Below are 17154 nucleotides of genomic sequence, written 5' to 3' on the forward strand. Positions count from 1 at the left end.
GGTGGAGGGCCGGCCACCAACGTGAGCGCCGACCACCGGTCAGGTCAGGGGTGCGGCGGGGTAGGTCAGCTGACGCTGACGGTCGCCTCGGCGCCCTCGACCGCCTCCATGCCCTCGGCGATGCGCATGGCCTCCTCGATGAGGGTCTCCACGATCTGCGACTCCGGCACCGTCTTGACGACCTCGCCCTTGACGAAGATCTGGCCCTTGCCGTTGCCGGAAGCGACGCCCAGGTCGGCCTCGCGGGCCTCACCCGGACCGTTGACGACGCAGCCCATCACCGCGACGCGGAGCGGCACCTCGAGGCCGTCGAGCCCCGCGGTGACCTCCTCGGCCAGCTTGTAGACGTCGACCTGCGCGCGACCGCAGGAGGGGCAGGACACGATCTCGAGCCGCCGCGGCTTGAGGTTGAGCGACTCCAGGATCTGCAGGCCGACCTTCACCTCCTCGACCGGCGGGGCCGACAGCGAGACCCGGATGGTGTCACCGATGCCCTTGCTGAGCAGGTGGCCGAAGGCGACGGCCGACTTGATGGTGCCCTGGAACGCCGGCCCGGCCTCGGTGACGCCGAGGTGCAGCGGCCAGTCGCCGGCCTCGGCGAGGAGCTCGTAGGCGCGCACCATGACGACCGGGTCGTTGTGCTTGACCGAGATCTTGAAGTCGTGGAAGTCGTGCTCCTCGAAGAGGCTGGCCTCCCAGACGGCCGACTCGACGAGCGCCTCGGGCGTCGCCTTGCCGTACTTGTCGAGGATCCGCTTGTCGAGCGAGCCGGCGTTGACGCCGATGCGGATGGAGGTGCCGCGGTCCTTGGCAGCGCGCGCGATCTCCTTGACCTGGTCGTCGAACTTGCGGATGTTGCCGGGGTTGACCCGGACGGCGGCGCAGCCGGCGTCGATGGCCGCGAAGACGTACTTGGGCTGGAAGTGGATGTCGGCGATCACCGGGATCTGCGAGTGCTGCGCGATCTCGGGCAGCGCGTCGGCGTCGTCCTGGCTCGGGCAGGCCACCCGGACGATGTCGCAGCCGGTGGCGGTGAGCTCGGCGATCTGCTGGAGGGTGGCGTTGACGTCGGAGGTCAGCGTGGTCGTCATCGACTGGACCGAGATCGGCGACTCGCTGCCGACACCCACGGAGCCCACCTTGATCTGGCGAGTCTTGCGGCGGGGCGCCAGGACGGGGGGCGGCAGGGCGGGCATGCCGAGCGAGACGGACGGGCTGACAGCGGTCATGGCGCCAGTCTAGGTCGGCGGACCTCCTCGACCCGACTCGGCGGACCCGGGACCCGGGTCAGCTCAGGTGCAGCGGCACGACGATGTCGGCCACGATCAGGACCACGCCCATCACGAGCATGGCGAGCCCGACGACGTAGGCCACCGGCAGCAGCTTGGCGACGTCGACGTGCCCGGGGTCCGGTCGGCCGCGGAGGCGTGCGACGCCGCGCTTGAGGCCTTCGTAGAGGGCCCCGGCGATGTGGCCGCCGTCGAGCGGGAGCAGCGGCACGAAGTTGAACATGCCGATGAAGAAGTTGAAGCTCGCGATGAGGAACAGCAGCGTCACGAGCTTGTCGGTGAGCGGGAACGCCTCGTTGGAGGCGGCCTCGCCGGCGAACCGGCCGCCGCCCACGATCGAGACGGGGCTGTCGGCGGCGCGCTCCTCGAGCCCGACGATCGCGCGGCCCACCTCGTAGACCTTGACCGGGAGCTGGCCGAGGGCCTGCACCGTCTCGACGGTCATCGTCCCCATCTGCTCGGTCGTGTAGAGCAGGCCACCGGTCCGCAGGCTCGTCTCCGGCTGGACGCCGAGGAAGCCGACCTCGGTGAGGGTGTCGTCCTCGAGCGAGGTCTGGCGCAGGGTCACCGTGGTGTTGGTCGTGAGGGTCAGCATCGTGTCACTGCGCCGCACCTCGATGACGGCGTTGCCGTCGGCGTTGTCGCGGATCGCCGCCTGGAGGCTGTCCCAGTCGCTGAACCGGGTGCCGTTGAAGCTGACGATCTCGTCGCCGGGCCGGATCCCGGCCTCCTTCGCGGGCGTGACCGGGTCGTCGGCGGTGCAGTCGCGCGGCAGCTCCTCGACCGGGATGACGCACGCGGGCACGGCGGCGACGGTGGGCTCCACCACCTCGTCGCGGGGGTTGCCGTAGGTCGCGAACAGCACCGCGAAGATTGAGAACGCGATGGCGATGTTGACCATCGGCCCGCCCGCCATCACGATCACCTTCTTCCACCAGGTGAGCCGGTAGAACAGCCGGTCGGTGTCGTGCTGCTTGACGTACTCCCACTCCGCGGCGCGCGCGTCGGAGATGAGCTGGGTGAACATGCCGGTGTTGGAGCGGCGCACCTTGTGCACCGGCTCGCCGTCCTCGTCGTAGGTCGTCTCCTCGACGAGGCCCTCGGCACCCGGGGGCAGCATCCCGACGATCTTGACGTAGCCGCCGAGCGGGATCGCCTTGATGCCGTACTCGGTCTCACCGATCTGCCGGCTCCACACGGTCGGGCCGAAGCCGATGAACCACTGCGGCACCTTGCACCCGAACTTCTTCGCCGGGATGAGGTGACCGAACTCGTGCAGCCCGATGGAGACCAGGATGGCCACCACGAAGGTGACGACACCCAGGGTGTAGAGGATCGGGGTCACGAGGGTTCCTTGTCAGGTCAGGCAGGCGCGATGACGGCGGTGGCGCGCTCCCGCGCCCACGCGTCGGCCGCGAGGACGTCGTCCACCGTCAGGTTCTCCGACGAGCGTACGTCGTGGGCGGCGAGGACGTCGGCAACCGTGGGGATGATGTCGACGAAGCGGAGGCGCCCGGCGCGGAACGCCTCGACGCAGGCCTCGTTGGCGGCGTTGTAGACCGCCGGCGCGGTGCCGCCCTGCTCCCCCGCCGCCCGCGCGAGGGAGACGGCCGGGAAGGCGTCGTCGTCGAGCGGGAGGAACTCCCACGTGCCGGGGGTGGTCCAGTCGAAGGCGGGCGCCGCGTCGGGCACCCGGTCGGGCCAGGCGAGGCCGAGCGCGATGGGGATCATCATGGTCGGCGGGCTGGCCTGGAGGATCGTGGAGCCGTCGACGAACTCGACCATCGAGTGGACGTCGCTGGTGGGGTGCACCACCACGTCGATCCGGTCGAAGGGGATGTCGAAGAGCAGGTGTGCCTCGATGACCTCCAGGCCCTTGTTGACCAGGGTGGCGGAGTTGATGGTGATGACCGGTCCCATCGACCAGGTGGGGTGCTGGAGCGCCTCGTCGACGGTGACGGTGGCGAGGTCCTCGCGGGTGCGGCCGCGGAAGGGTCCGCCGGACGCGGTCAGCACGAGGCGTCGTACCTCCGCGCGGGTGCCGGAGCGCAGGCACTGGGCCAGCGCGGAGTGCTCGGAGTCGACCGGCACGATCTGGCCCGGCTGCGCCCGGCCGGTGACCAGGGCACCGCCCATGATGAGCGACTCCTTGTTGGCCAGCGCGAGGGTGTTGCCGGCGTCGAGGGCGGCCAGGGTGGGCCGCAGGCCGACAGCGCCGGTGATGCCGTTGAGCACGACGTCGCACTCCCGGGCCGCGGCCTCCGTCGACGCCTCCTCGCCCAGGCCGGACCAGGCGGGGGCGAACTCCGCCACCTGGGCGTCGAAGAGCTCGCGGTTCGAGCCGCCGGCGGTGAGCGCGACGACGCGGAAGCGGTCGGGGTGGGCGCGGACGAGCTCGAGGGCCTGGGTGCCGATCGACCCGGTCGAGCCGAGGATCACGATGTCGCGCACAGTCACCGCCCCAGTTTGTCAGGATGGGCGCCGTGACCGAGGACTGGCAGGCACTCATGCGTGCCGAGACGCTGCTCGACCTGCGCCGCGACGCCGAGGCCGAGCAGCGCTTCCGCGACGTCCTCGCCGCCGACCCGGAGTCGGTCCCCGCCCTGCTGGGGCTCGGTCGCGCCCTCAACCGCCAGGACCGGCACGAGGAGGCCGAGCGGGCGGTCCGCAGCGCGCTGGCGCTCGCGCCGGAGCACGCGGCGGGCTACCACCAGCTCACCGACGTCCTCTGCGACCGCCGCGACGGCGCCGGCGCGCTGAGTGCCGCCGAGAGCGGCCTGGCGCTCGCGCCGCACGCCTTCACCTCGCACTACCAGCACGCCCGCGCCCTGCTGAGCCAGCGGCGACCGCGGGTCCGCGACGCGTACGACGCCGCGGTGCGGGCCGTGGGGCTCGCTCCGCACAGTCCCGACGCCCACAACCTCGTCGGCCTGTGCCTCGACGGCCTCGGCGACCACGCCGGCGCGCAGGCCGCCTTCCGCAACGCGCTGGCCCTCGACCCGCTGCACACGATGGCGCAGAACAACCTCGCCGCGACCGAGCTCGACCGCGGCCGGCTCCGCCGCGCGGCCGGCCTGCTGCGCTCGGCGGTCGGCAACGACCCGCAGGAGAAGCAGCTGCACCAGAACCTCGACGTCGTGCTCCTGCTGCTCGTCCGGCGCGTGGTGTGGTCCCTGTGCGGGGTGGCGATCGTGCTCGGCGTGCTGCTGGTGACGGAGGCGCCCTGGTGGGCCCGAGCGCTGAGCGGCACGGCCTACGTCGCCGTGCTCGCCACGCTGCTGCACCGGGTCCGCGTCCAGCTCCCGCGCGGCGTGAGCCGCTGGGGCCGGGGCATCTGGGGCCGGACGCGGTGGCAGGGGCGCTACCTCATCGGCCTGCTGGTGCTCCTGTCCGTCGCGGTGCTGCTGCTGGCCTTCGCCCCCTACCCGGTGGCGGCCGGAGCCGGGCTCGTGCTCGGCGGCATCCTGCGGGTGCTCGGCGTGCTGTGCGTCATCGGCTGGATCGGCGCCGCCGCGGTCAACCTCGCGCGCGGTCGGTGACGGCCCTCCTAGGGTGGGCGCCGTGGACGAGCGACTGATCGACAGCCTGGCGGCCGCGGTGCGCTCCGCCCCGGACGACCTCACCCTCCGGCTGCACCTCGCCGGGCTGCTCGTCGACGCCGGGCGCGGCGGCGAGGCCGTCGAGCACGTCGCGACCGTCCTGGCCACCGAGCCCACGTCGGCGCGGGCCCGCGAGCTGATGGCTCAGGCCGTGGCTCCCCCGTCGGCGCCTGCGCCCGCCGACCAGGCTCCCGCCGACGCGCCCACCGACGCTCCCACTGACGCGCCCACCGACGTGCCCCCTGCGGGTGCGCCGACCGACTTCGACTGGCGTGCCGCCGAGTCCGACCTCGGCGACCCGGTCGGACCGATGTTCGTCGACGGCGCCACCGAGGACCCCGGCCCGGCCGCGTTCGACGCCGAGCGGGTCGGCGTACGGCTCGCGGACGTGGGCGGGCTCACCGAGGTCAAGAAGCGCCTCGAGGCCGGCTTCCTCGCGCCGCTGCGCAACCCGGAGCTGCGCCGGCTCTACGGCAAGTCGCTGCGAGGTGGCCTGCTGCTCTACGGCCCGCCGGGGTGCGGCAAGACGTTCCTCGCCAAGGCCGTCGCCGGGGAGCTCGGCGCCTCCTTCATCCACGTCTCGCTGGCCGACGTGCTCGGCATGTACGTCGGGCAGAGCGAGCGCAACGTCAAGGAGCTCTTCGAGGTCGCCCGGACCTCCGCGCCGTGCGTGCTGTTCCTCGACGAGCTCGACGCCATCGGGCAGAAGCGCTCCCTGTCGCGCAACAGCGGCGCGCGCACCACCGTCAACCAGCTCCTCACCGAGCTCGACGGCGTCGGCTCGGACAACGAGGGCGTCTTCGTGCTCGCGGCCACCAACCACCCGTGGGACGTCGACCCGGCGCTGCGCCGCCCCGGTCGCCTCGACCGCACGCTGCTGGTGCTGCCGCCCGACCGCGAGGCGCGGGAGGCGATCCTGCGCACCCACCTGCGCGACCGGCCGGTCGAGCGCATCGACACGCGCAGGCTGGCCACGGCGACCGACGGCTTCAGCGGCGCCGACCTCGCCCACCTGTGCGAGTCGGCGTCGGAGAACGCGCTGATGGAGTCCGTCGGCTCGGGGCAGGTCCGGATGATCGGGATGGCCGACTTCGACCAGGCCCTGTCCGAGGTCCGCCCCTCGATCGGGCCGTGGTTGGAGACCGCGCGCAACGTGGCGCTCTACGCCAACGCCTCGGGCGAGTACGACGACCTGGCGACGTGGCTGCGCAAGCAGCGCTAGCCCGCCTGCTCCTCCGGCGCGCCGAACGACCAGATGCCCACGCCGCCGACCTCCACCAGCGTGGCGCCGGCGGTGACCGGCACCTTCTGGTCGTCCGACGCGCCGAGCGCGGCGCGCACGGTCAGCACGTCGTCGCGGTGCCGGGCGAGCACGGCGTCGCCGGGCACGTCGGCGCAGGGCGCCGGGTCCGTGCGGCCTGCGCGCATCGCGACGTCCCAGGGGACGTCCTCGTCGTCGACCGTGAGGACCACGCCGGCGTCGGTGGAGCCGACCCGCACCCGGCCCTCGGCGCCGGGCGAGTCGTCGTACGCCGCCTCGGCGCCGACGCGTGCCACGGCCAGCGCCACCAGCACCCCCTCCTCGGGAGGCAGCGAGCCGAGCACCACCCGGTCACCGATCCCGACGCCGAAGGCGCGCAGCACGCCGGCGCAGGCGGCCACCTCGGTGAGCAGCCAGGCGAAGGTCCGCTCCTTGCCGGCGAGCGTCAGGGCGACGTCATCGGCGCGACCACGGATCACGTGGATGTCGAGGGCGTTGTAGCAGGCGTTGAGGGTGCCGGGGTCGCCGTCGGCGGGCGCCCTGAACCAGGTGACGTCGGCCATCGGGTCAGGCCAGCCCGTTGTCCGCCGTCTCGGCCGGCCGCGACGGGGTGCGCAGCCAGGCGTCGAAGAAGCCGGTGAGGTCCTGCCCGCTGACCCGCGCGGCCACCTCCTCGAACTCGGCGGACGAGCCGTTGCCGCCGCGCTGCTCGCTGATCCACGTGCGCAGCACCCGCCAGAACGCCTCGTCGCCGACGCGGTTGCGCAGGGCCTGCAGGGTCATGGCGCCGCGGCCGTAGACGGCCCCGTCGAAGACGCGCTCGGCGCCCGGGTCGCCGATGGTGAGCTTCCAGAAGTCGGAGGAGCCGTCGACGTCGGTGTAGTAGTCGCGCAGGGTCGCAGCGGCCGAGCGACCGCCGTGGTTCTCGGTCCAGCGCCACTCCATGAACGTCGCGAACCCCTCGTTGAGCCAGATGTCGCGCCAGTGCTGGACGGCGATGTCGTCGCCGAACCACTGGTGGGCGAGCTCGTGCACCACGAGGCTGGTGTAGCCGGCGCCCACCGAGGGGTAGGTCGGCCGGGTCTGGTTCTCCAGGGCGAAGCCCGGGTCGAGCGACGTCGTGATGCCGCCGACCACCGAGAACGGGTAGTCGCCGAGGTCCTCCTCGAGTCCGGCGACGACCTCCGGGGTCTTCTTCATCAGCCGCATGCTGGCGTCGTGCTCGGCGTCGCTGAGGCCCTTCGAGACCGCCACGAGCCACGGCAGGCCGCGGTGCCTGCCCTTGGCGATGGTGAAGTCGCCGGCGGCGAAGAAGGCGAGGTAGGGCACCATCGGCTCGTCGGCGCGCCAGTGCCACATCGTGGAGGTGCGGCCGACCTTCCTGCCCTTGAGCTCGCCGTTGGAGATCACCTCGCGCCCGTTGGGCACGCGCACCTTGACGTCGACGACCGCCTTGTCGAGCGGGTGGTCGTTGGCGGGGAACCACCACGGGGCCATGTGCGGCTCGTTCATCGTGACGACCTCGCGCCGGCTCGCGAGCCAGTTGTCCTCGCCGGCGTAGGAGTGCCTGCCGGGGCGGTCGGCGTACGACACGACGACGGTGTGCTCGGTGCCGGCGGCCAGCGGCCGCTTCGGCGTGATCCGCAGCTCGTGCCCGCCGCCGGTCCTGGCGACGTCGGCCTTCGCGCCGTCGACGGTCACCTTCGACACCTTCAGCAGGAAGTCGAGGGAGAAGCTCCTGAGCTCGGTCAGGGCGGTGAGCTCGACGCGGGTGCGACCGCTCAGCCGCCTGTCCTCGAGCGAGTAGCGGTTGTCGATGGCGTAGGACGACACGTCGATGCCGCCGTTGCCGTCGAGCGGCCAGTAGGGGTCGCCGATGCCCGACGCGCCGTCGACCGGGGCGTCCGCCCGCACTCCGGCCGTGGCGGTGGCGCTGGCCAGCCCGACGGTCATGGCACCGGCGAGGACGACGGCGAGCAGGGGTCGAGGGATCGGTCGTGAGGTCACCCTCCGAACCTAGCCCACTCCGTAATTCGGGTGCGGACCGCCGACGGCTGCGCCAGACTGGTCGGCGTACGCCCCGGCGACGACCCGCGTCGCCCGTGTTGTGAGAGGAGCCGTGACATGTCCATCACTGTCCTCGGCCTGCCCGCCGACCACCTCTCTCACGCACGGAGCACCCACCTTGACGCACGCATTCCCGGAGGACTTCCTCCGCACTGACGACCGTTCGCCCACCGAGGGCATCGACGAGTCGTTCGTCTTCTCGTTCCACACCTACGCCGACGAGCTCGGCGAGGGTCAGCGCTGGTCCCGCTGGGAGGACCTCGAGGCCCTCATGCGGGGCCCCGAGCCGCGCCCCGACTGGGTCGTCACCTCCAGCGGCGCCATCGACGCCGACCTGGGCATCCTCAAGACCGGCAAGGAGGCCGACGTCTTCCTGCTGGAGCGCGGCGACCCGCACCGGCCCGAGGACGCGGTCGTGATGGCCGCGAAGCGCTACCGCGACACCGACCACCGCACCTTCCACCGTGCAGCCGCCTACACCGAGGGCCGCTCCATGAAGCGCTCCCGGGACGAGCGCGCCCTCAAGCGCAAGTCGACCTGGGGCCGCCAGGTCGCCGCGGGCGAGTGGGCGATCTCGGAGTGGAACGCCCTGCGGCGGTGCTGGGAGCTCGGCCTCCCGGTCCCCTACCCGGTCCAGATCGACGACACCGAGATCCTGATGGAGTGGATCACCCACACCGTCGACGGCGAGGTCGAGACCGCGCCCCGGGTGGCCCAGGTCCGCCCCGAGCGGACCGTGGTCGAGGGCTACTACGAGCAGCTCCGCGACGCGCTGATGACGCTCGTCCAGGCTGGGCTCGTGCACGGGGACCTGTCTCCCTACAACACCCTCGCCGCCGGTGAGCGGCTGGTCATCATCGACCTGCCGCAGATGGTGGACCTCGTCGGCAACCCGCGCGGGATGGACTTCCTGCTGCGCGACTGCGCCAACATGTGCGCCTGGTTCCGCTCCCGCGGGCTCGAGGTCGACGAGCAGGAGCTGTTCGGGGAGCTGATGGCCCACGCCTTCTGAGCGGGGGTCGTCGGGTGGGTCCTCGGGTTTCGGGTTTCCCCGCACAGGCGGGGAAACCCGAACTTCTGGGGGCGTGCACACCCCCAGAAGTTCGCAACACGCTCGGCAAGTCCGCCTTGAGTCTCTCAGGGACTCACGCCTGAGAGCGGATAGGTTGGGGCGCGTGCTGCACTCCCGTGGACGCGTCCTCGACGTCACCTCCCTCGACGACCTCGACCGTCGGCTGGCCGAGGGCGTGCGGTCGCTGGCCGGCTGGCGGGTGCTGCGCCTCGACCTCACCGCGCGCGGCCCCGCCCTGCTCGAGCGGTCGCTGGCGCAGTCGCTGTTCCTCGGCTGCGAGTTCGCCGAGGGCGAGGACGACGCCGTACGTCGCGCCGGCGGGGTGGTGCTGCACGCGATCCCCGACGTCCCGGTCGACCCCTACCGGGCGGGCCTCTACTCCCCCGCCGAGCTCTACGACGCACCCCGCTACGAGGACACCCTCGACGCCCGGGCCTACGCCTGGTCCCGGCGCGGTGCCGGACCCGAGGACGCGCTCGCCATGGCGCTGCACGACCACCACGTCGACGCCGCCCTCGGCGAGTGGGTCGCCGGACGCGAGGTCGTCGGCGTCATGGGCGGCCACGCGCTGGAGCGCGGCAGCGAGGCGTACGCCGACGCGGCGCGGCTCGGCCACACCCTGGCCGCGCGGCTGACGGTCGCCACGGGCGGCGGACCCGGGGCGATGGAGGCCGCCAACCTCGGCGCGTTCGTGCCGGGGGACGCATCGGGTCAGGCGTCCGCCGCGCTCGACGCCGCGCTGGCGGCGGTCGCGCGGGTGCCGTCGTTCCGACCCGACATCGGCGCTTGGGCCCGGGTCGCGCTGGACGTCGTCGAGGCGACGGCCGGCGGCCGGGCGTCGCTCGGCATCCCGACCTGGCACTACGGCCACGAGCCGCCGAACCCCTTCGCCACGGCGATCGCGAAGTTCTTCCGCAACGCCCCGCGCGAGGCGCTGCTGCTCGAAGTGTGCACAGCCGGCATCGTGTTCCTCCCGGGAGCCGGCGGCACGGTGCAGGAGGTCTTCCAGGACGCCTGCGAGAACTACTACGCCGACCGGACGTCCGTGGCGCCCATGGTGCTGGTCGGCCGCCGCCACTGGACCGAGGACCTTCCCGTGTGGCCGCTGCTGCAGGCGCTGGCGCGCGGACGGTCGATGGAGCCCCACGTCCACCTCGTCGACAGCGTCGAGGAGGCCGTGGCGGTGGTGGTGGCGGAGGTCACCCGGCGCGTCGGCGGCTGAGCGCCGGGGCCGCGCCCACCTCGCGGTAGTGGCCGACCAGCAGCTCGTTGACCGCCTGCCACGTCCGCCCGTGGACGCTGGCGCGCGCCGCACGTGACATCCGCAGCCGCAGCACGGGCTGGGTGACGAGCCGCTCGACGTGCGCCGCCAGCTCCTCGGCGTCGCCCGGCTCGTAGAGGAAGCCCGCGACGGTGTCGTCGACGACGTCGACCGGGCCGCCGGCGCGCGGGGCCACCACCGGGACGCCACTGGCGAGCGCCTCCTGGGCGGACTGGCAGTAGGTCTCGTGGCGGCCGGTGTGCACGAAGACGTCGAGGGTGGCGTAGGCCCGGGCCAGCTCCTCGCCGTGCAGGACGCCGAGGAAGGCGGCGTCCGGGAGCAGCGCCCGGAGGCGGCCCTCCTCCGGCCCGCCGCCCACCAGGACGAGGCGTACGCCGGGGAGCCGGTCGACCTGCGCCAGCAGCTCGAGCTCCTTCTCGGGCGCCAGCCGGCCGACGTACCCCACGAGCAGCTCGCCCGCCGGCGCGAGCGCGGCGTGCAGGTCCTCGTCGCGCCGGGTCGGGTCGAAGAGGACCTGGTCGACGCCCCGCGGCCACCGCGCCACGGCGTCGACCCCGAGGCGGGCCAGCTGGTCGATGCTCGCCGTCGACGGCGCGAGGGTGCGGTCGACACCCAGGTGGATCCGGCGGGTGAGCGACTCCATGGCGCGCGCGCCGCCGGGGACGGCGTACCGGTCGGCGAACCCCACGAGGTCGGTCTGGTAGATCGCGACGGTCGGGATGCCGAGCGACCGCGCGGCGCGCGCCGCCTGGTAGCCGAGCGTCGCCGGCGAGGCGATGTGCACCACGTCGGGGCGGAACCGCTGCATCGCCGCCCGGAGCCGGCGGCGGGTCTCGAGCCCGATCCGGAAGTCGGCGTAGAACGGCAGGTTGGCCCCGCGGGCCCGGGTGACCGGGAACCCGGCGTACGTCGCGGGGCCGGTCGGTGCGATCAGCTCCGCCTCGTGGCCCTCGGCGGCCAGGTGCTCCAGCACCCGGCGCACAGAGTTGGTGACGCCGTTGACCTGGGGCAGGAACGACTCGGTGACGACGAGCACCCGCAGGCGCGGGCCCGGGTCGCGCGGATGCAGGTCGCGCGGCGTGAAGGTCGGGAGGGTGACGAGGTTGGCCGGGACGGTGCGGCTGCGACGCCGCCTCTCGAGCAGGTCCATGCCCCGGACGCTAGGAAGCGCCTCGCAACGGACGCCCCGATCCGGGAGGACGACACGTGAACGGTCCCCGACGCTCGGGGGTTCGGCGGGAAGGTGCGGCCGAGCTTCGCACCCGAGTTGCGTGCTTCGAGGTGGAGATCTCTACCTCGAAGCACGGCGGTCACCGGATATCCGGGGACCGCCGGGCCAGTCACGCCGAGGCCGAGCAGGCCCCCGGAGGAGCTACTCCTTGGCGGCCAGCTGGCCGCAGGCGCCGTCGATCTCCCGGCCGCGGGTGTCGCGGACGGTGGTGGGGATGCCCTTGGCCTCGAGCCGGCGGACGAACTCGCGCTCGTCCGCGGGGTCGGACGCGGTCCACTTCGAGCCCTCGATCGGGTTGAGCGGGATCAGGTTGACGTGCACCCAGCCCCAGTCGCCGTACGAGTTCAGGACGTCGCCCAGCAGGTCGGCCCGCTCTGCCTGGTCGTTGATGCCGCGCATCATGGCGTACTCGATCGAGACCCGGCGCTTGGTCCTGGCGGCGTAGTTCCACGCCGCCTCGACGGTCTGGGCGACCGAGAAGCGGGTGTTGATCGGCACCAGCTCGTTGCGCAGCTCGTCGTCGGGCGCGTGGAGGCTGAGGGCCAGCGTGACGGGGATGCCCTCGTCGGCGAGCTGGTTGATCCGCGGCACCAGGCCGACGGTGGACACGGTGACGCCGCGGGCGCTCATGCCGAGGCCGGCGGGCGAGGGGTCGGTGAGGCGGCGCACGGCGCCGATGACGGCCTTGTAGTTGGCCAGCGGCTCGCCCATGCCCATGAACACGACGTTGGAGACGCGGCCCGGTCCGCCGGGGACCTCACCGCGGGCGAGGGAGCGCGCGCCGGCCACGACCTGCTCGACGATCTCGGCGGTCGACATGTTGCGCTGCAGCCCGCCCATGCCGGTCGCGCAGAACGGGCAGGCCATGCCGCAGCCGGCCTGGCTGGAGACGCAGATGGTCGCGCGGTCGGGGTAGCGCATCAGCACCGACTCCACGAGCGCGCCGTCGAAGAGCTTCCACAGGGTCTTGCGGGTGGTGCCCCGGTCGGCCTCCATGGTGCGCAGCGGCGTCATCAGGTGCGGCAGCAGCGCCGCCACGAGCTCGTCGCGCTGGCCCGACGGCAGGTCGGTCATCTCCGCGGGGTCGTCGACGAGGCGGCCGAAGTAGTGGGTGGACAGCTGCTTGGCGCGGAAGCCGGGCAGGCCCATCTCCTCCAGCAGCGCCTTGCGGCCGGCCTCGTCGAGGTCGGCGAGGTGCCGCGGCGGCTTGCGGCGCCCGCGGGGCTCGTCGAAGACGAGCGGCAGGGTCTTGATCGGCTGCTGGGTGGATTCGGACATCTGGACCAGTGTCCCACCCCGGCGGTCGGGGCGACGATTCAGCGGATCAGGCGTCGACCATGAAGTAGAGCACCAGTGAGGCGACGCCCAGCACGACCATCGCGGTGACGATCATGCCGACGAACATGAACTGCCCGAAGCGGCGGGTCTTGCGCTTGACCAGCAGGAAGATCGGCAGCGCCAGGAAGACGAGCACGAACGGGAACAGCCGCTCGGCCGTCTCGTAGGGGAACAGCAGCCGCAGGATGCCGGCGAAGGCGCCGGGCAGCGCCGTGACGAACAACATGCCGGCGAAGAAGCCCGTGATCCCGGCGAACGTCGGGTGGCTGGAGTGCCACCACGCGAAGCGCCCCTCCTGCGTCGTCCCGACCTCCTGCACCGGCTGCGTCTCCACGCGCCCAGAGTAGGTGGTCGCGTCCGTCCGGCGCCGGTGGGCACGCGGTGGCAGGCAATTCGTGGCACCGGCGGGCGGCGCCGGCTCAGCGGTCGACGGTGATGACGTCGGGCATCCCGAGCCCCGACCACCGGTCGAGGTCGGGCGGGCGAGCGGTGAGGTCGGCGACGACCACGGTCCAGGCGGTGCCGTGGCCGACCAGCACGACGTCCTCCTGTCCGTGCACCTCCAGCAGCCGCCGGACCGCGGGGACGACACGGTCCCGGCAGGCGGCGAGCGGCTCCCAGCCGTCGACGGCCGGCTCGTCGGGCCGCTCGAAGGCGCGGCGGACCGCCCCGGCGAAGTCCTCGACCCACTCCCCTCCCCGCTCGTGCTCGCGCAGGTCGGGGAGCACGCCGACCTCGGCGTCGGTGAGGAGCTGCGCCGTCTGGACCGCCTTCGGCTCGGGCGAGGTCAGCCAGGCGGCGCGTCCCGGCAGGCGACCCGAGGCCCGCAGCGCCCACACGTCGTCGTACGCCGCGGGGTCGAGGTCCCACGCGGACGCGGGCACACCGGGGACGACGAGCGGCCGCCCGTGCCGGACCAGGTGGAGCGTCATCGCGGCCTCGGCGCCAGGAACTCGGACGCGCCGCGGAGCCGGGTGGCGAGGAGGGTCGCGGCGAGCGCCGAGTCGAGGCGTACGTCGATCGGGCCGGGGTCGGCGAGGTCTGCCCGCCGACCCGGGCGGAGCGCGCCGGCGTCGAGGCCGTCGCGGCGGGCGATCAGCCGGCCGAGCTGGAGCCGGCTGGTCGGCTCCCCGCCTCCGACGTGGAGCAGTCCCCGGACGTCGTTGCCGGCGAGCTCGACGAGGGCGGTGGCGAGGTCGTCGACGTGGACCGGGCAGCGGCGCTCGTCCTCGAAGAGGACGCCCTCGGCGCCCGTGGCCAGCGCGCGCACGAGCTGTTCGTGCTTCGAGGCGCCGTCGCCGAGGATGAGGGAGGTGCGGGCGACCACGGCGCCGGGGCAGGCGGCCAGCGCCTCGGTCTCGGCGGCGACCTTCGCCCGGCCGTACGACGACACCGGGTCGGTCGGCGCGGCCTCGGTGTAGGGCCGGTCGGACCCGCCGAAGACCACGTCGGAGGAGACCAGCACCAGCCGCGCACCCACGCCGGCGGCGGCACGGGCGACGTGGGCGGCGCCGGTCGCGGTCACCTCCCAGTCGGCCTGCACGTAGGCGGTGTGCACGATCGCCGCGGGGCGGTGCCGCTCCACCAGCGCCCGTACGGCGGCCTCGTCGCGGACGTCGGCGTCCGCCGAGCCGACCGCGACGACGTCGTGCGTGGCCTCGGCCGCTGCCACGACCTGCCGACCGAGATAGCCGGTGCGGCCGCCGGTGACCAGGATCCGCATCAGAAGACGAGGTAGTAGAGCACCAGCCAGATCGGCGCGACCGTCGCGAGCAGCGAGTCGAGCCGGTCCATGAGGCCGCCGTGGCCGGGGATGACCTGGCTCATGTCCTTGATGCCGAGGTCGCGCTTGATGACGGACTCGCAGAGGTCGCCGAGGGTGGCCATCACGGCGGTGATGACACCGAGGATGACGCCGACCCACCAGTCGCCGCCGAGGAAGGACGTCACCAGCCAGACGCCGACCGCGATGGTGGCGACCATCGACCCGGCGAACCCCTCCCAGGACTTCTTGGGCGAGATCACGCGGGCCATCGGGTGCTTGCCGAACAGCACGCCGGCGACGTAGCCGCCGGTGTCGGAGGCGATCACGATCGCGATGAACGTGATGACGCCGCGCACGCCGTCGTCGTCGACGTCGAAGCCGAACGCCGGGTCGTGACCGCCCTCGGCGAGGAGCAGCGCCACGAAGGAGGCGAGGAAGGGCACGTAGACGAGCGTGAAGACCGATGCGGTGGCGTTCTTGACGTAGCCGTCGACGCCACGCCGCAGCAGCCACAGCATCACGACCAGGGCAGTGACGGCGGTGGCCGTCACGAGCGCCGGCGCCCCCCAGAAGTAGGCGACGACCACCATCACGACGCCGCCCAGCATCAGCGGCTGCTCGGGGAGGTCGATGTCCTTGGCCGACAGCCCGCGGTGCAGCTCCCACACGGCCACCGCCACGGCGACCGCCACGATCCCCATGAACGCGGTCTTCCAGAAGAAGAGCGAGAGCAGGATCGCGCTGACCAGCACCACCGCCGAGCCGACGGCGGCAGGCAGGTCCCGGCCGGCGCGGCCGTGGTCCTTCTGCGGTGGCTGGGGCGTCCCCGGCGCCGGTGGACTGTCAGGAGTCGTCATGGAGGGGCGCTCAGACCTCGAGCAGCTCGGCTTCCTTGTGCTTGAGGAGCTCGTCGATCTTGTCGGTGTGGGTCTTGGTCATGCCCTCGAGGCGCTTCTCGGCCCCGGTGACGTCGTCCTTGCCGACCTCGCCGTCCTTCTCGAGCTTCTCGAGCGCCTGCTTGGCGGTGCGGCGGATGTTGCGGACCGACACCCGGCCGTCCTCAGCCTTGGCCTTGGCGAGCTTGATGAACTCCTTGCGGCGCTCCTCGGTGAGCTCGGGGAAGACGCAGCGCAGCACCTTGCCGTCGTTGGCCGGGTTGACGCCGAGGTCGGAGTCGCGGATGGCCTTCTCGATGGCGCCCATCGCGCCGACGTCGAACGGCTGGATCAAGATGGTGCGGGCGTCCTGGGAGGTGAAGCTCGCCAGCTGCTGCAGCGGGGTCGGGGAGCCGTAGTAGTCGGCCGTGATCTTGGCGAACATCGCCGGGTTGGCCCGGCCGGCGCGGATCGCGGCGAACTCCTCGCGGGTGGCCTCGACGGACTTGTCCATCTTGGCGTCGGCATCGTTCATGACGTCGTTGATCACGGGTTGCTCTCTCTCGTCGTACGTCTCGGTGCGGCGGTCAGGCGGTCGGCTCGGGCGCGCTGCTCACCAGCGTGCCAATCCTCTCACCCCGCACCGCCCGCACGATCGTGCCCGGGGTGGAGAGGTTGAAGAACACCATGTCCATCGCGTTGTCGCGCGCCATCGCGATCCCGGTCGCGTCGGCGACCTTGAGGTCGCGGGCGAGGTACTCGTCGTAGGTGAGATGGTCGAACTTGACCGCGTCGGGGTTCTGCTTGGGATCGGAGTCGTAGACCCCGTCGACGCCCTGCTTGCCCATGAGGATGACCTCGCACCGGGTCTCGAGGGCGCGCTGGGCCGCGACCGTGTCGGTCGAGAAGAACGGCATGCCGGCCCCGGCGCCGAAGATCACGACGCGACCCTTCTCCATGTGCCGGATGGCGCGGCGCGGGATGTAGGGCTCGGCGACCTGGCCCATCGTGATGGCGGTCTGCACGCGGGTCTCGACGCCGTGCTTCTCGATGAAGTCCTGGAGCGCCAGGCAGTTCATCACCGTGCCGAGCATGCCCATGTAGTCGGCGCGGGCTCGCTCCATGCCGCGCTGCTGCAGCTCGGCGCCGCGGAAGAAGTTGCCGCCGCCGACCACGATGGCGATCTGCACGCCCGACTTCGCGACCTCGGCCACCTCGCTCGCCGTGGCGTTGATGACGTCGAGGTCCAGTCCCACCTCGCCCCCGCCGAAGACTTCGCCCGAGAGCTTGAGCAGGACACGGTTGTAGGCCGTCACTGGGATCCCTTCACACGGCTGGGTGGGTCACCGGAAACCTACCGGCCGGCAGGCCCGGG

Annotated in this window: 17 protein-coding genes; 4 read left to right on the forward strand and 13 right to left on the reverse strand. The window is 72.6% G+C overall.

Annotation, left to right across the window (positions count from 1 at the left end; translation table 11 throughout):
• Positions 1 to 65 precede the first annotated feature (65 nt).
• The 3 genes from ispG to dxr are packed head-to-tail and all read right to left on the reverse strand — an operon-like array spanning position 66 to position 3740.
• Complete coding sequence (gene ispG / locus SHK17_RS13800; protein WP_322425823.1) at positions 66 to 1229, reverse strand: flavodoxin-dependent (E)-4-hydroxy-3-methylbut-2-enyl-diphosphate synthase; 1164 nt, start codon at positions 1227 to 1229, stop codon at positions 66 to 68.
• 58 nt (positions 1230 to 1287) lie between these two features.
• Positions 1288 to 2634, reverse strand: a complete 1347-nt coding sequence (locus SHK17_RS13805; RefSeq protein ID WP_172264581.1) for a site-2 protease family protein — start codon at positions 2632 to 2634, stop codon at positions 1288 to 1290.
• Between the two features lie 17 nt (positions 2635 to 2651).
• A complete protein-coding gene (dxr, locus tag SHK17_RS13810) occupies positions 2652 to 3740 on the reverse strand; it encodes a 1-deoxy-D-xylulose-5-phosphate reductoisomerase (protein WP_322922034.1) in 1089 nt (362 codons plus the stop codon).
• 32 nt (positions 3741 to 3772) lie between these two features.
• Here dxr and SHK17_RS13815 point away from each other — a divergent pair, with 32 nt between their 5' ends.
• Together SHK17_RS13815 and SHK17_RS13820 are read left to right on the forward strand one after the other, a co-directional pair.
• Positions 3773 to 4828 carry a tetratricopeptide repeat protein gene (locus tag SHK17_RS13815; protein WP_172264586.1) on the forward strand — a complete coding sequence of 352 codons (1056 nt, stop codon included), beginning with the start codon at positions 3773 to 3775 and terminating at the stop codon, positions 4826 to 4828.
• Between the two features lie 22 nt (positions 4829 to 4850).
• Complete coding sequence (locus tag SHK17_RS13820) at positions 4851 to 6110, forward strand: AAA family ATPase (protein WP_322919600.1); 1260 nt, start codon at positions 4851 to 4853, stop codon at positions 6108 to 6110.
• On the opposite strand, the gene SHK17_RS13825 is transcribed toward SHK17_RS13820, so the two are convergent.
• Both SHK17_RS13825 and SHK17_RS13830 read right to left on the reverse strand, forming a co-directional pair.
• A complete protein-coding gene (locus SHK17_RS13825; RefSeq protein WP_322425541.1) occupies positions 6107 to 6712 on the reverse strand; it encodes an AMP-binding protein in 606 nt (201 codons plus the stop codon). The genes SHK17_RS13820 and SHK17_RS13825 overlap by 4 nt on opposite strands.
• A gap of 4 nt (positions 6713 to 6716) precedes the next feature.
• On the reverse strand, positions 6717 to 8156 hold the full coding sequence (locus SHK17_RS13830) for a M1 family metallopeptidase (RefSeq protein ID WP_322919601.1): 1440 nt from the start codon (positions 8154 to 8156) through the stop codon (positions 6717 to 6719).
• A 178-nt stretch (positions 8157 to 8334) separates the two neighbouring features.
• Here SHK17_RS13830 and SHK17_RS13835 point away from each other — a divergent pair, with 178 nt between their 5' ends.
• Both SHK17_RS13835 and SHK17_RS13840 read left to right on the forward strand, forming a co-directional pair.
• The gene (locus SHK17_RS13835) at positions 8335 to 9228 is read left to right on the forward strand and encodes a serine protein kinase RIO (RefSeq protein ID WP_322919602.1); all 894 of its coding nucleotides are present in this window, start codon (positions 8335 to 8337) and stop codon (positions 9226 to 9228) included.
• 163 nt (positions 9229 to 9391) lie between these two features.
• Positions 9392 to 10510 carry an LOG family protein gene (locus SHK17_RS13840; protein ID WP_322919603.1) on the forward strand — a complete coding sequence of 373 codons (1119 nt, stop codon included), beginning with the start codon at positions 9392 to 9394 and terminating at the stop codon, positions 10508 to 10510.
• Here the strand turns inward: SHK17_RS13840 and SHK17_RS13845 are convergent.
• The 8 genes from SHK17_RS13845 to pyrH all read right to left on the reverse strand — a co-directional run bounded on the left by SHK17_RS13845 (position 10488) and on the right by pyrH (position 17095).
• On the reverse strand, positions 10488 to 11720 hold the full coding sequence (locus tag SHK17_RS13845) for a glycosyltransferase family 4 protein (RefSeq protein ID WP_322919605.1): 1233 nt from the start codon (positions 11718 to 11720) through the stop codon (positions 10488 to 10490). The two genes, SHK17_RS13840 and SHK17_RS13845, sit on opposite strands and share 23 nt — an antisense overlap.
• A gap of 222 nt (positions 11721 to 11942) precedes the next feature.
• A complete protein-coding gene (rlmN, locus tag SHK17_RS13850) occupies positions 11943 to 13079 on the reverse strand; it encodes a 23S rRNA (adenine(2503)-C(2))-methyltransferase RlmN (protein ID WP_322919606.1) in 1137 nt (378 codons plus the stop codon).
• Between the two features lie 46 nt (positions 13080 to 13125).
• Positions 13126 to 13473, reverse strand: a complete 348-nt coding sequence (locus tag SHK17_RS13855; RefSeq protein WP_216651952.1) for a hypothetical protein — start codon at positions 13471 to 13473, stop codon at positions 13126 to 13128.
• Positions 13474 to 13558: 85 nt separating this feature from the next.
• A complete protein-coding gene (locus SHK17_RS13860) occupies positions 13559 to 14071 on the reverse strand; it encodes a histidine phosphatase family protein (protein WP_322425547.1) in 513 nt (170 codons plus the stop codon).
• A complete protein-coding gene (locus tag SHK17_RS13865; RefSeq protein WP_322919607.1) occupies positions 14068 to 14862 on the reverse strand; it encodes an SDR family oxidoreductase in 795 nt (264 codons plus the stop codon). The genes SHK17_RS13860 and SHK17_RS13865 overlap by 4 nt, the downstream gene beginning before the upstream one ends.
• Positions 14862 to 15761, reverse strand: a complete 900-nt coding sequence (locus tag SHK17_RS13870) for a phosphatidate cytidylyltransferase (protein ID WP_322919608.1) — start codon at positions 15759 to 15761, stop codon at positions 14862 to 14864. Before SHK17_RS13870 ends, SHK17_RS13865 begins: the two co-directional genes overlap by 1 nt.
• Positions 15762 to 15771: 10 nt before the next feature.
• Positions 15772 to 16326, reverse strand: coding sequence for a ribosome recycling factor (frr, locus tag SHK17_RS13875; RefSeq protein WP_322425673.1), 555 nt, complete (start codon positions 16324 to 16326; stop codon positions 15772 to 15774).
• Between the two features lie 40 nt (positions 16327 to 16366).
• A complete protein-coding gene (gene pyrH, locus SHK17_RS13880) occupies positions 16367 to 17095 on the reverse strand; it encodes a UMP kinase (RefSeq protein ID WP_172264622.1) in 729 nt (242 codons plus the stop codon).
• Positions 17096 to 17154: the final 59 nt, after the last annotated feature.

The organism is Nocardioides renjunii (assembly GCF_034661175.1).
Classification (GTDB): domain Bacteria; phylum Actinomycetota; class Actinomycetes; order Propionibacteriales; family Nocardioidaceae; genus Nocardioides; species Nocardioides renjunii.